Below are 13,294 nucleotides of genomic sequence, written 5' to 3' on the forward strand. Positions count from 1 at the left end.
TATTATTGCTCAACTGAGATACTCCAAGAACCATTAGCATCCACGTCTAATATGTACTCTCCTGCAGCCGAAACACTGAATGCTTTCTTTCCTTGATACATTCCTTCTTTATGGTCAAGCAGCTTCTTTGCGCGTCCTTCAGAATCAAGCAGATTAACGATCATTGGGCCAGATCCTTGGAATTGAATATTTAAAACACCAATACCCTTAGATAGGAAAAACTTGTTGGATACACTCTTCCCTTTTCCAGAAAAGGTCATAGGATCTTTTGTTATCGGATTCTTTGCTGGTTCAGTTTTGTTTTGTGTTTGGTTAGTGCTGTTAGGTGCAGTATTTGCCGATCCACTAGTATTGCCTTGTGTAGTGGAAGGAGTTGTTGGAGTAGCTACACTAGCTCCCCCTGATGATGGGTTAGGCTTCGTATTAAGAACTTGATTAATTTCGTCTGGACTCAGCTCTTGTAATACATAAGTACTATCCTTAAATTTTTCTTGAGTTTCAAAATAGCGAAGTTGATTTTGTTCTTTATCGAAGTAAACAACCTCACCTTTAGGTGTCACGAAGTACTTATCCTCGAATTGAGTTTCAATGTTATACGTCATAGAATCGATAAACAGTTTGATCGGATTTCCCGTAAACTTCTTTCCTTTTCCATCTTCTACTTTCTTTTCAGTAGCTAGTGATTCTAGCATTAGCTTTTGTTCAGGAGCCAATTTATTCCCAAGGCCATTAATTAACTGTAAGATAGTATCCGAGTCACTGGTTTGGTTCAGGTTATTAGTAGCAGCTCCTTCAGGATTTGCAGAAGGAATTTGCTCAATCGCAGCAGCAGGAACAGGAGCGCTGCCACTTTCATTAGGATTTGATTGAGGAGCTTGCTTCTCTAACTGTGCTTTTTCACTGATAGGAGCATCCGACTCACTCAAAGCAACCAGGTTTAATTCACCTAGATTCTTTGCTCTGAATAAGTAACTAGCTTGTTCGTCAGATGCATCAAAGACGACAACCGTAGGTACTTTTGATTGCTCATGTTCTGTTTTAACAACATCCCGGCCTGAGTTATCGCGAACAGCCAAAATTTTAATCTTCTCCTCTAATACTCCCTCTACCGGCATATTCGATGGTGTTCTATCTGTAAAGAATCGAACCTGAACCCACATATCGTCTTTTAATGAGTTAGCAACCGATCTTTCCAAATCAACACGCATGGTTATACCGACTTGACCTTTATCAAGCAACTTTGGAATTCTTGTGGGGATTTGATCCAAGGTTGACAACATATCTTTATAGAAATAACCTTTTTCAGGAATCGTGTAATTTGTACCTACAAACTTTCCTAACAATTCATCTGGGTTAACCACTACTGTATTAGGCGGAAGACTTTTTGCAGAAACTGTAATAAAACCCACCATATCTTTTTTAATTTCTGTATGTTCGTTTATTCGAACTTTTGCATATGGTACTGTAATTGGTGCAACTTCAGCTTGTACTTTTATGTCAGTTACCTTATAGAACAATACCGCAACAAGTACCGCCAAACTGACTGGCACAAGTGCACTCTTCTTTTTTTTCTTTACTACGGATTTTTTATTAATCAATGTATTCCTTCCCTTCTAGTACGTTTCTTTCCATTCAAGAATCGCTATCTTTTGAGTTTGGATAACATATCTTGGCTCTAGTGAGATAATCTGACCCAAAAACGTTCTCATAAGCGATTCTCTAACAACATTAGATCGGATTGCGACCATCGGTGGGGATTTGCTAATCCCCACCCGCTCATCCCGTTCAGCAGGATTGATCACATACATCTTTTGTCCAGAGCTATCTTTTTGTAACATTGTCATCGATTTCTCAAAACCTTCATTCGCAAATGCCTGGTCATAGGTTGTTGAGACTTTCTGAGGATACAGATCCGCATCACGGAGACTACCTTTCTGGACACCCATCTTTAAGGCATAAGTTGCAGCTTGTCTCGTTGCGGTATCAGCATCACTTTTAGTAACATTATGGAGTCCATATTCACTGAGCAGCAGCAATAACGGTATGAATATGAACATGAATGCTACAGTCCATTTAAAGACTGACATAACTTCTCTTCCTTCCGCTGATCTATATTGAGACGAGCTATCGAACTTTATTCTGATAAGCTTTCTCGGGTTCTGAGTACCAATTCTGCAAATCAGTTATTCGATCAGTATAGTCGTAATAGATCCCCTCTTGGTCGTATCCCTTCCAGTTGACACCGACCTCTCCTGTTGGAAACGGATTGTTAGGGTCAACCACTCTAACAACGAAATCTTCAAATGGCGTACCTTCCACCCGTATAACTCTTCCGTCGCATGCATTTAGGGTGTTTTTATAGCCCGCTTGGACCTTACCATATAGGATAAATTCTTCGCCGTTTGGTACATCAAAGCCAAAATACCAACGAGTTAACCCACCAAATTCATTTTTACTCGGATCAATTGATGGTTTGGTTTGATGCTTCATCCAATTTCCATCCCCATCGAATTTGGCGTATGGAGGATGCCACTTGTTATTCCAGCTACCTGGAGTCTTTTCTGAAACCATCTGTTGATTCTCCGTATAGATACTTGGCCATTTATCAGTATTAGGTGCTTCCAGGATTACCGTTTTTCCACCGTAACTCTTGCCGGCATGAGCTGGGTTATCGTTTTCATAGGTAGTTTTCAATGTGATATCTGTTCCTTGACCGGCTTTCACTATTTCCGGATTGGGTTTTAGCATATCCACCCAGAGCTCCTCATAGTAATAGCCAACGCACGTTGAAGGATTACCATCTTCATCGTAGGGTGGACAGTCGTAGTAGTACTTTCCTGAAATACCCTTACTGTAACTACTTGTTGCTTCATCTATGTTGCATGCTCCATTAATCGGAGGAGGAGGAACACTATTCTGTAGGGTCACGCTCATTACATTATTTGCGTAAACATCGCCTGTTTTTTGCCAGTACTCTGTGTGTCCTCGTGGGAGCGGGTTAATCTCAGCTTTCAGTGATATGTTTGCCGTCACCCTGGGAGTCCAGGAAAACGTTAGTGTCTTTTCAATTCCTTTTGTAAGTGATATCACTTGAGTTCCAACTTGGCTTCCGTTGGCTGTTAGGGTTACTCTTACGTTGCCAAGTGAATCAATATCACTACCAGCTGTAAGCCCTACTTTTACTCGAGTGGTTTTTGGTACGTTTTGTTCAAACTGTCCACCTTCAACATATGAGGTATACAAATCTCTCTCATTTCCACCGCAAAACAATACGTCTGGCGCAATTAAGAAATCCTGGTACCAGTCACCGCCGCGATTTTTACCGTCATTTCGGCCTGATCCAGTATTGAACATTACAAACGTGCCCCAAATATATTTTTGTGGAGGGGCAACAATAACACCGTACTCTTTCAAAGTTTTAGAATCCCAAGGATACTTTATATTTTTCCAGCTATTACTGGGAAGTGAGTTGAAATCCTCAAGCCAATTGAACGGTCTGTCTGGATACATTGACACAAGTCTTTCCCGTAACCATTGGTCACTTGCTGGATCAGAGTTATAACCGAGATCATTGACTTTCCATTGATCAATCAGTTTTTTACTAGCTATTGGATCGTTCCAGGGCTTATACGTCCATGATTTTGCAACGTGATATTGAACTTCAGTGTCAGGTGGATATTGAGGGTTTGTATAAAGAGCATCTTCGAAAGTGTATCCGATATATCTGTACTCACCTTGGTTAACACTTCCAGAGGGATTTCCATATGTTACATATCCTCTTTTTTGAAGCACATCGCGATTAAGCGGTTTTCCTTTGACATTTTTAAGCGCAATATCAGGGTTATTCTTTAAAATCGAATCAACATCTAAATTACAACTTAATGGTGGAGCCCCTGCTAAAACTGGCATCTTAGGGTCTATATAGGGGCTAACTATTAAAAGAAGCGACACTGCTACAACAGATATCGCCTTTAATACTTTCGATATCCTCATTTCACTCCCACCCAAATTCTTAAGTCACCGTTTCCTGTTGAAAAAAAGGTTGTCTTTTTGCCTTCGAAAACTTTTTGCTCCTGAGATGTAAATTTGTTGCTAGATGCTATAGCAGCCTTATAAACTTGTTCACTGGATTGAGGATAAAACACTTTTAAAAATTCCTTAAGAAAGGCTTTCTCAGGTTCTTTTAATTGTGTAAATGCAATTGTTACCTTTTTGTCAGCAGAATCAGAGTATTCGATTCGCACATTATAGCCATATCTTGATTCAGTTCCTAAGAGAATATCGTCGTATGAGCCTTTGCGAAGATTACTACTATAACTTTCAGAACTAGGTAGAGATCTTACAAAGCTAATAAGAGTATTAATATCTTTTAATGAGGCAGGATTCTTATTAATTTCCTCGTGCTTTTTAGAGTGATCGACTTTCTCCGGCAGCTCTGGTAATTTTGTAAGATCAGAAGGAGTGTTTGGTCTTGGTTTTAAGGTTTGATTTCCATACTCTTTAAGGTTCTTAAGGAACTGTACTGCCTCGGCCCGAGTAAGATAGCCGTTGGGATCGAAACCCTCGATCGTTTTATGTTGACCTTTACCACTAGCTAGGCCATTACCAAGCAGGTACTGAATTGCTGAATTACCCACATAATTAACCCCTTGGGTACCAACTACCAGGTCAGCGACACTTTGTCGAGTAATGGCAAGGTTACGCTGGTTTAAATCATTAGTACCCAACACTGGATAGTTCATTTCTGCTGCAAACATATAATATGGATCAGCCCAATGTGAGTGCTCCCCAGTTAAGTTAAGGTTTGTAGGCTGAAACATTTTAATCATCATTTTGATAAACTCTGCTTCTGTAACTTGTTTGTCGGGACGGAATGATCCATCAGGATATCCTTCCACAACCGTATTTTGTACTGCCCAGTTTATTGTTTGATAACCCCAATGACTATGTGTATCTATGAACTCCCTACGTTCCATCCTTTGGGTTTCCGTTGCACTGTAAACCGTACTAGATGTTAGTACCCCTACGAGTGGGAAAATTGCAAACATAATACCAATTTGTTTCTTAGTCAACATTTAGAATCGCTCCTTTTTCGTCACCTTTAATAAAAGTGTATATCGCCATTTTTATCGGTTCAAAAAAAGTAACGTGCTTAGATAGCATTGTTTAAAGCTTCCAAATCATTGCGATAAGGCACAGAATCTAAAAATTTGAGTACCTCATCAGGCTTTACCTGGTATTCGACATGGATGCGATGTACGTTTTCAGTAACTTGATCGATTTGAACATCCGTAAATTTCCATTCACCTTCGATCTCATTTAATACGGAGACCGCTTCTTCTCTCGTTCCTTTAATCTCGTATACAACCGGTATACGAACAGTACTTACTTTCCCGTTATTTCTTTTGACTTGTAGGGATGGAAATGAAAGGTATAAATGATTTATTGCATCTTCTTTCATATGTTTTCCTCCGTTTTATAAATTGATTAAGATTGCACCAATATAAGCTAGGTTACCGACAGCGATAGCAATAGCTCCCGGCAATATTGCGATGACTTCCTTTTCTTTCTGATCTTTAGATTGCCTAACAAGAATTGAATGAGTTATCTCTCGTATGTAACTGAAGATATTGAAGTTCAGTCTCTTAAGCCAAATAAAGTGACCTATTCCGAGATGAAGTATCACAATAATCAACAGGATTCCGGTAGCCGAGATGATCGAATTACTTTGAACTATTATTGATGTTAATAACCCCCCGGCAATGTATAGTTTTGTATCACCTGCAGCCCAAATTGGTATCATCATGCAAATGATTGACAATACAACAAGTGCGATCGTAAAGACAACAGTAGACCATAAACCGTTTTGATAAACTGAACCTATAAACCCCAGTAAAATCAACGGGAGAGTCAGCCAGTTTTTTATCTTTCGAAATTTAACGTCAGTATAGATTGCAATAATATACATTAACAAAAGAAGGCATGAAGTTATTACACCTACAATATTCATCGAGCGATCAGCCTCCTCATACGCTCAAACAAACCAAATGTTCCTTTCTTAATCGTTATTGCATTAGGAACGATGCCAAAGTCGCTTAACATTTGAAAAATCGCTATCGATAAATCACTTTTTGGTAGGCTTATAACAATACTTTCTCTTAAATCTCGTAATTTTCGAATTCTCTCATCATCCGATGCCATATAAATTTGCTGAATTGGAGCCCCTGAAGTTTTGAACAGGTGAACAACATCAGTGATATCAATGTCCTGGTTCTTCCGTATCTGATTAATAAGTAAGGAAATTTTCAAAGGGTTGACCCCAAGATTCACAAGGTCTTCCTTGTACTGATGATTATTCCAGATTGATACGTTGTGAGGAGCTGTCACAACCACAATCCGATCTGCACTAATTAAAGCTGATTGAGTCGAAGGACTGAGATCAACGCCAGTGTCTACTACAACATAGTCGTAACAAGAAGCTAATTGCTGTAGAATCCGTTCAGCAACCTCTCCAGTAAAACGAGTAATGTCGGAAGCACTTGCTACAGTAGGAAGTAAATCCAATCCAGTTTGATGGCTAATTACTAAACTCTTAATAGCTTCTTCACTAATAATTCGGTTCGTTCTTATCCAATCAGAGATAGAACTCTCTTTCCCAAGTGCTAAGGCTTGTGCAACGCCACCATAAGGAATATCAAAGTCAACGATTATTGTTCGTCTTCCTGTTTCCTTTCTGATAGCTACAGCTAGACTTAAAGCCGTTTCAGTCTTTCCAACTCCCCCCTTCATACTAGTAACAGTAATTATCTTCCCTCTCACGGTTGCTCCCCCCATTTTTTATACTTTACGATTTGGAAAACCATTTTTTTCTAACCGGAGGTTTTGACCTTTTGATAGCTGCCATCGGAACAATGGAGAAGGCATCAAGGATCATATCCATACCTACACTAAAGGGATGGTTCGGATCCTGTGAATAAAAAAGCCCACCTTGGTTCCTTACAATTCGAACAGAATCATCAAACGGTGCATATCCTATAACAGGTATGGCGGTTTCATCGTTATCATCATCGAATGCCCCTGCAATATCTTCTTTTGTTATGTCTTCATCATCAGGTACCTGATTAATAAACAAGCTGATCTTCCCATGTTGTAATCCATACCGATCGAGTAATTCACACTTCCAGTTAAGTACATTGGATATAGCAACAGCATCATGAGTTGTTACAAGAATAATCTCAGAAGATCTTTCTAAAGCGACTTTAGATACTGGCCAAGAACCGTTACAATCAACTATGACAATGTCATAGACACGTTTTAGAGCATCAAGAATGTGTGCTGCATGATCAGTATTAAATCTGATGCAATCATCTAAATTCGCTGACATGGGTAAGTAATCAATCCCGAAATGTTCTACAGTCTTATGTTTGATACCCGATTCAGTTAGTGGATGTCCGTAATCAAACATCCAATCAGCAATCGTCCGTTCCCTCTTAAGTTTTAAAGCCTGAGCAATGCCACCATAAGGACAACTAAAGTCAACCACTACAATCCTTGAGTCTGTATGTTCTTTAAGAGCACACGCGAGATTGTTTGCTACGTCTGTCTTTCCAACTCCTCCTGCAACTGAAGCAATTGTAATAATCTTTGCTGCAAATGCAAGGTAGGCGGTATTAAACTCCTCGTTAGCTGTTCTGCCAAGGTTAATAGAAGGTAAGTTTATTTGGATGGATGGCATCTGTATACCAACCTTCAACCGATCTTTACCCTTTTTTAATCCACTTTCTAATTTCTTGCGAAAACCATCTGATTTATCATTTTCTTCTTCTTTTACTACTTCTTCATCAGCTTCATCTTCTTCCTCATCCTCAGAGGTTACGACTTTACTTATCGTCTTTATCCCTACATCCTGTCTTGCTTCCAGGTCACCATTTGCATATACATCCCTAGGCGCCGGCAGCCTGTTTTTTAAATGAATGACTTTTTCGAGAGATGCAGGTTCTTTCAGTTGTTTTACTAACATATGCGGATCAAATTGATTTCCGACAAATATGTCATAGACACCTAAGTGGATTAATCGAAGTAAAAAAGGATCATTATCTTTACGAGTTGCAAAAAATACAATTCGAGTTTCTGGTGATTTTACTCGGATTTTTTCCAGAATTGCTACCCACTCATCATCCAACACTTTTCGTTCAGTATCTGGAAAATCTGAGTGTAGTTTATCGTGAACAAGTAAGATTGTAGGTTGTGTTTCCTCTACCTTTTCTACAAGGAACCTACGCAAATCAACTGTAGTTTTTAATACTTGAAAATCATCTTTAAGAAAAGGGAGTAACAACTCGTCAAAACGTTCACTCCCACTTGCTAATAGCAACGACATCGTTGCCCACCTCTTTCTTTTTCGTACAGTTATGCCGAAAAACAAAAAAGGGTATACAGGAATAAATCCTGTATACCCTTGGGTTTTCCAATCGGTATCCATTGTATTTGTTTAAATTTTTAACATTAATCAAAGGATAGCACATGGATATTTATTTGTAAATCTTAAAATCTGATCAACCTTTTGTAATCAATATATGCCTTACGATGTATTGATTACTACTAGAATCCCAGCTCCGGGATAGATAAACATATCGCCCCCAACCATTAGCGTCTATAAACCACGCCATATGAGCACGAAAAGAGTTTGGAACATCTGCTTTATGGAGTGGAACCGGACTTCTGTATGAATTAGAACTGTCTAAAGGGAAGCTTTTCACCTGCGATAACTTTCCAGGTACTATCATTAACCCTTTATATTCAGACTGAATCCAACAGCCCCATTGTTCTTGTGAATTATAATACCAATGTAAGTTTTCGTAGCTCTCAGGGGTAAAGGGAGCATTTTCAGGATAGCCAGGATAACTTTGATTAAGTCTCATCTCCAACTGTTTGCTCATCGTTGTTTCTTTCTCGTATTCATCTAATACTTCACTAATCATTTTCATAGTATCCCCCCTTTGATCTGGATAATAGCTTATCTATTAAACTCGTTCAACTTTTGTTTATAGGTTGTACATGATAACTGGGCCGAACTTGATCGCTATAAATCCTAGTATTGAAGTAAAAATCGCTCCTCGCCCCCACTTTTTATATTCAGGATGCTTTAAGCCAGCTGCAAAGATCATAATAATCCAGCCAACAATAAAGAAAAAAACAGCGAACTCAATTCCTATAATTTGTGTACCTGAGACTGTTGTCTTAGTTGTGTTCTTCATTTCCTCAACATCCAATGGACTTTTGCCATTGCTCTTGTCCTGCAAAAAATTACCTAGCTTTTGATTACTACTGGGACTAATTGGGCTTTTCGTTTCTGCTGATGCAAATCCAAAAGGAACAATAGCACAGATGAAAAGCACCATAATCATGATAGAAACACCTTTCAACATTTTCACCCTTTCCATCAAAAAAACCCCACTACTCCTTAAATAGAAGTTAGCGGGGTTTTCCCTTAATTGTTTTATTTAATATTTTCTAATTATAGCATTTAGCCACTCTATAGGAAAGACTACATCTTTACATTTTTATCTGCATACCATTTTACAATTTGGCCAAACTGATCTTTTTCGGTGACAAAAATCTCACCAAACATTTGTCGTTGAGCAGCTGTAACCATTTTCATAAACTCTACTTCATTATGTTCTTTTACTTTATTAGTGACAAATGGATATGTAATCAAGTCCTGAAAGTAATACTTGAAGCGTAGTGTCGTAATGCGCCCTTCTTTGAATACGAAACTAATCTGACTATCACCCTGTCGAAAAATCTCCGGTAGCTCATTTTGTAAATAAATGATTTGATCCCAGAAATCGTCTAATCCACTAAAATACCTGACCCCTTCGATATAGCTGTGCTCGTCTATAATTATTCGATAATCATCGCGGAAGTAGAAACGCAAAGAAAATTGATGATATCGATTCATTAGTTCAGGTAACGTTGTTGTATAGAGAAAATCATTATTCTTCCTGAGTACACTTTCAAACTGGATCTCTGGATCTCTACCTATTCGCTTTTCAAAATCCTTTAGTTGTATGGTATGTGAAATGATCATATTGTTGTTTACTTTAATCTCTCCACTATGTAATGGAACAATGTTGTTAGAGGTAACGTTCTCTGGTATTAATTCTACCTTACGGAGATGTTGTAATATCTGATTTACTGTAAGCGGCTGTGCTGACACGATGTCTTCACTCCAAACATTCAGGTATTATGTATGATCTTACTAAAATATATGGATAATTTGGGAAATAGAGTACTTATTTAGTCTAGTTGGCTCAGAGAAAGTCCTAGGACTAAAGTTACTATTCCTTCCCATTCACACGTTAAAAACGTTGAGATTTTACATTTATGGTAGTATTGTCACGTCCACATTACATACTATAGCATCATATTCCAAAAATCATAAGGGGAATATTTCTGAAATACTTTCGTCAAATTCTCGATAAATGTGAACTCATAAAAAATAGAGTGCCATATCGGCACTCTTACCATCCTGGACCATTATCACTTCTTTGTACTATGATTATCTGGTCTTTTTTGAACTTATCTTGTTGTTTCACTTCAGACTTAGCAAACGCGCTAGTCGTTGAAATAACAAGCAGAGATAGAAGAAGAATGGAGACTTTCTTTTTCATAAATATTCCCCTCTCACTAAGGCGTGTTTTTATTTATTTGTTCTATGCAGTCTTTAAGTTTCTGCTTTTCTTCATCCTTAAATTCATGATAAACATCAAGGATTAGAGGAAACAGATCTGAAAAATATTTTGATAATTTTAACCTAACAGATTCCTCTGCTATGTTCAATATAATGTTAGGAATATCCTTAATGTTATTGCTTTTTAACAGATAATGAGCAAGATAAAAGTTAATCCGTACCCTTATTCTACGATCCCAAGGTGTTTTCTTGCTGGCTTCAAAATTCTTGTTAGCTATAGGTATATACGCGTTTATTATATTCTCCATAATATTAATATTATCATGAACTAAGCAAGCGTTTAGTATTACAGGTAATGAAGCATTTATTTCTCCAACATGCCGATCTAACCAGGTTAAGTATTCGGGAATAAGTGAAACATTGCCACTTTCTATGAGGACATTGTACCGATTAGCAGTTCCCCACCTTTTAAAGTCTCCGTTCTTATCCTCAATATTTATATAATCCTCAATAATTTGTAAAGCCATCTCATTCATCCCTAAATAATATGCTGCTCTTCCCTTGTAAACTAATGAATTACCGTAATTGATCATATCCTCTTTTTGTTTCGTAAAAATAGCTAATTTATCACAAAGTTCAATAACTTTTTTCCATTTTTCAAGCACGTAGAAGTAAGAAATTAACTTTCGGATTGCATCAGTACGGATGTCGTCGGAGTCATCATCAAAACGTGTACTACTCTTTGAAGGCATCAAATCAACTGTATAGCTAAACATAATTGCGATATCATAAGCTTCTTCAAGGGCCATCTCTCGTAAAGCACTAAACAAACGATAATAACTTAATACTAAAGTTGGTGTCTCGACAATCCTGGTTAACTCCATCCCTATTACCAGTCGATAGATCTCAATGGCATCTAAAACAAACCCCATCTTGTGTAAGTCCTCACCTAAGGACAGATATAGTTTTGACAAGGACTTATTACTGATATCAGAAAGCTTTTTGATATATTTCCTTCCGATGTAGTCCAAATTTCTATAATAGCAATGTCTTATAAATGAACATAATTTGGTGGGCAACACTTTCCCACTGGGTCCATACATTTCAGACTCATAGTATGGGTACAAGGCACCCTTAGGAAATCCGAGCCCATCCGTAATCTTATCCACTTGTTCTAATGAGAAATTCCTCTTTCCTAAGAGGGCATTACTTAATGTTGACTGACTTACATTGGATAATCTTGCTATATCTAATTGATTTAAACCTCTTTCCTTTAGTAATTCTTGTATAATCTCTCTGAGTGGAAGATACTGACTTATCTCAGAAACAAACATTAAAGAACCTCCCCCCCTCCACTCGGGTAAAGTCGTGAGCACTTACTCCCTATTTATCACACATAGTCTACTCCATATATTAAACAAGTAGCATAAAATTAAAAACCCCACTTTTAAAAAGTGGGGTTATGTCCAATGTATGACTCTACATAGCTTGGATAAGTTGATCTTTCCCTAGTTTGAATACGTAGTAATCTTTATTTTTCTTTTGTTCAAATACAATATTACCTTCATACATGCTTATTTCTACTTCATGAAGTGCAACAATCGCCTCACAATCAACCTCTCGATATACTGTGTCACAAACTTTTACCCAACGTTTAATCTTTGGATCTGCTAAATGTAGGACACAGTAATCATTAAATATCTTCTTCTCAAGGACCTTTCCTATAATAGGAAAAGCACCCCCTACATATTTATTCGGCTCATCAAGAATTTCACTAAATTGCAAGTACATATTTATTTGATCGAAAGGTATTCCCCAAAAATCATTATTGTTTGTTTTTCCAGTTTCAACGGATACTAGCGTCTCAAATAATGAATTTATATTGGGATCTCCTTCGACATCTACTTTCCTTACATTTTCAGGAATTGGGGTTGTTTCTGGAACCTCAATGTGTACTACTTTTACCTCTTCCACATTAGAAGCAGCTGGCATATCGTTCTTTTCTGATGATATCAAAACTTCAGGAGTACTTGTTTTTCCGGTTCTAAACGGATTTAGATAGTTAGTACTGTTCTTTTCATTTTTTATATCTATCAATTCGGAATTGATTGTGGAGCGTAAAGGCATTTTTACAATATTTCCTTTTTCTTGTGGAAGTTCCTCCAAATCACTAACATCAATACTTACCTCATGCGTCGTTTTCGTTTCCATATCCATTTGTTTAATTTCATCATTCTTTTCATTTGCATCTAATATGACCGGTGTATTCCCAATAGCAAGCGGGGCATTCAAATTCTGTTGTTTCATGAGCTGAATGGTTTCATTATCATGGCCATAATAGTGATTATGGACTTCGGTAATTATCCTTTTTCTTCCGTAGTTTCTCGAATCAGCTTCAGCTTCTTGGGATTTTCTATATTGCCAAAAACAAAAGGCAATAAAGAAAATCAAAATCAATAAAATTAACTGCCAGCTAGATAAATTCATACTAAAGGTCATAAGATAAGCCTCCTTGAAGGATAATCAATTAGTTGTTTTTATATAAACTCCGCAGAGAATAAAAAAACTCTCTACAAACATACGAAGCCTCAAATAGGTTCA

Annotated in this window: 14 protein-coding genes; all 14 read right to left on the minus strand. The window is 37.6% G+C overall.

Annotation, left to right across the window (positions count from 1 at the left end; translation table 11 throughout):
* Nucleotides 1–2 precede the first annotated feature (2 nt).
* The 14 genes from ACFYU8_RS18405 to ACFYU8_RS18470 all read right to left on the minus strand — a co-directional run bounded on the left by ACFYU8_RS18405 (nt 3) and on the right by ACFYU8_RS18470 (nt 13,192).
* Nucleotides 3–1,598 (minus strand): RcpC/CpaB family pilus assembly protein, encoded by a 1,596-nt coding sequence (locus ACFYU8_RS18405; RefSeq protein WP_390301853.1) that lies wholly within the window; start codon nt 1,596–1,598, stop codon nt 3–5.
* Nucleotides 1,599–1,613: 15 nt separating this feature from the next.
* A complete protein-coding gene (locus ACFYU8_RS18410) occupies nt 1,614–2,087 on the minus strand; it encodes a hypothetical protein (protein ID WP_390301850.1) in 474 nt (157 codons plus the stop codon).
* A gap of 37 nt (nt 2,088–2,124) precedes the next feature.
* Nucleotides 2,125–3,993 carry an Athe_2463 domain-containing protein gene (locus ACFYU8_RS18415; protein WP_390301847.1) on the minus strand — a complete coding sequence of 623 codons (1,869 nt, stop codon included), beginning with the start codon at nt 3,991–3,993 and terminating at the stop codon, nt 2,125–2,127.
* On the minus strand, nt 3,990–5,075 hold the full coding sequence (locus ACFYU8_RS18420) for an S-layer homology domain-containing protein (protein WP_390301844.1): 1,086 nt from the start codon (nt 5,073–5,075) through the stop codon (nt 3,990–3,992). Before ACFYU8_RS18420 ends, ACFYU8_RS18415 begins: the two co-directional genes overlap by 4 nt.
* Nucleotides 5,076–5,152: 77 nt before the next feature.
* On the minus strand, nt 5,153–5,461 hold the full coding sequence (locus tag ACFYU8_RS18425; protein WP_390301841.1) for a hypothetical protein: 309 nt from the start codon (nt 5,459–5,461) through the stop codon (nt 5,153–5,155).
* A 15-nt stretch (nt 5,462–5,476) separates the two neighbouring features.
* Nucleotides 5,477–6,010: a prepilin peptidase gene (locus tag ACFYU8_RS18430; RefSeq protein ID WP_390301838.1), complete on the minus strand. Its 534-nt coding sequence runs from the start codon at nt 6,008–6,010 to the stop codon at nt 5,477–5,479.
* On the minus strand, nt 6,007–6,819 hold the full coding sequence (locus ACFYU8_RS18435) for a CpaE/TadZ family protein (RefSeq protein ID WP_390301835.1): 813 nt from the start codon (nt 6,817–6,819) through the stop codon (nt 6,007–6,009). The genes ACFYU8_RS18430 and ACFYU8_RS18435 overlap by 4 nt, the downstream gene beginning before the upstream one ends.
* Nucleotides 6,820–6,844: 25 nt before the next feature.
* Nucleotides 6,845–8,380, minus strand: a complete 1,536-nt coding sequence (locus tag ACFYU8_RS18440; protein ID WP_390301833.1) for a CpaE/TadZ family protein — start codon at nt 8,378–8,380, stop codon at nt 6,845–6,847.
* A gap of 175 nt (nt 8,381–8,555) precedes the next feature.
* A complete protein-coding gene (locus tag ACFYU8_RS18445) occupies nt 8,556–8,987 on the minus strand; it encodes a hypothetical protein (RefSeq protein WP_390301831.1) in 432 nt (143 codons plus the stop codon).
* Between the two features lie 57 nt (nt 8,988–9,044).
* Nucleotides 9,045–9,443: a hypothetical protein gene (locus tag ACFYU8_RS18450; protein WP_390301828.1), complete on the minus strand. Its 399-nt coding sequence runs from the start codon at nt 9,441–9,443 to the stop codon at nt 9,045–9,047.
* A 104-nt stretch (nt 9,444–9,547) separates the two neighbouring features.
* The gene (locus tag ACFYU8_RS18455) at nt 9,548–10,219 is read right to left on the minus strand and encodes a hypothetical protein (protein WP_390301825.1); all 672 of its coding nucleotides are present in this window, start codon (nt 10,217–10,219) and stop codon (nt 9,548–9,550) included.
* A 304-nt stretch (nt 10,220–10,523) separates the two neighbouring features.
* Nucleotides 10,524–10,673 (minus strand): hypothetical protein, encoded by a 150-nt coding sequence (locus ACFYU8_RS18460; RefSeq protein ID WP_390301822.1) that lies wholly within the window; start codon nt 10,671–10,673, stop codon nt 10,524–10,526.
* A 16-nt stretch (nt 10,674–10,689) separates the two neighbouring features.
* A complete protein-coding gene (locus tag ACFYU8_RS18465) occupies nt 10,690–12,027 on the minus strand; it encodes a helix-turn-helix domain-containing protein (RefSeq protein WP_390301819.1) in 1,338 nt (445 codons plus the stop codon).
* Nucleotides 12,028–12,172: 145 nt separating this feature from the next.
* Nucleotides 12,173–13,192 (minus strand): hypothetical protein, encoded by a 1,020-nt coding sequence (locus ACFYU8_RS18470; RefSeq protein ID WP_390301816.1) that lies wholly within the window; start codon nt 13,190–13,192, stop codon nt 12,173–12,175.
* Nucleotides 13,193–13,294 lie beyond the last annotated feature (102 nt).

Origin of the sequence: Brevibacillus sp. NPDC003359 (assembly GCF_042878995.1) — a bacterium.
Lineage (GTDB): Bacteria > Bacillota > Bacilli > Brevibacillales > Brevibacillaceae > Brevibacillus.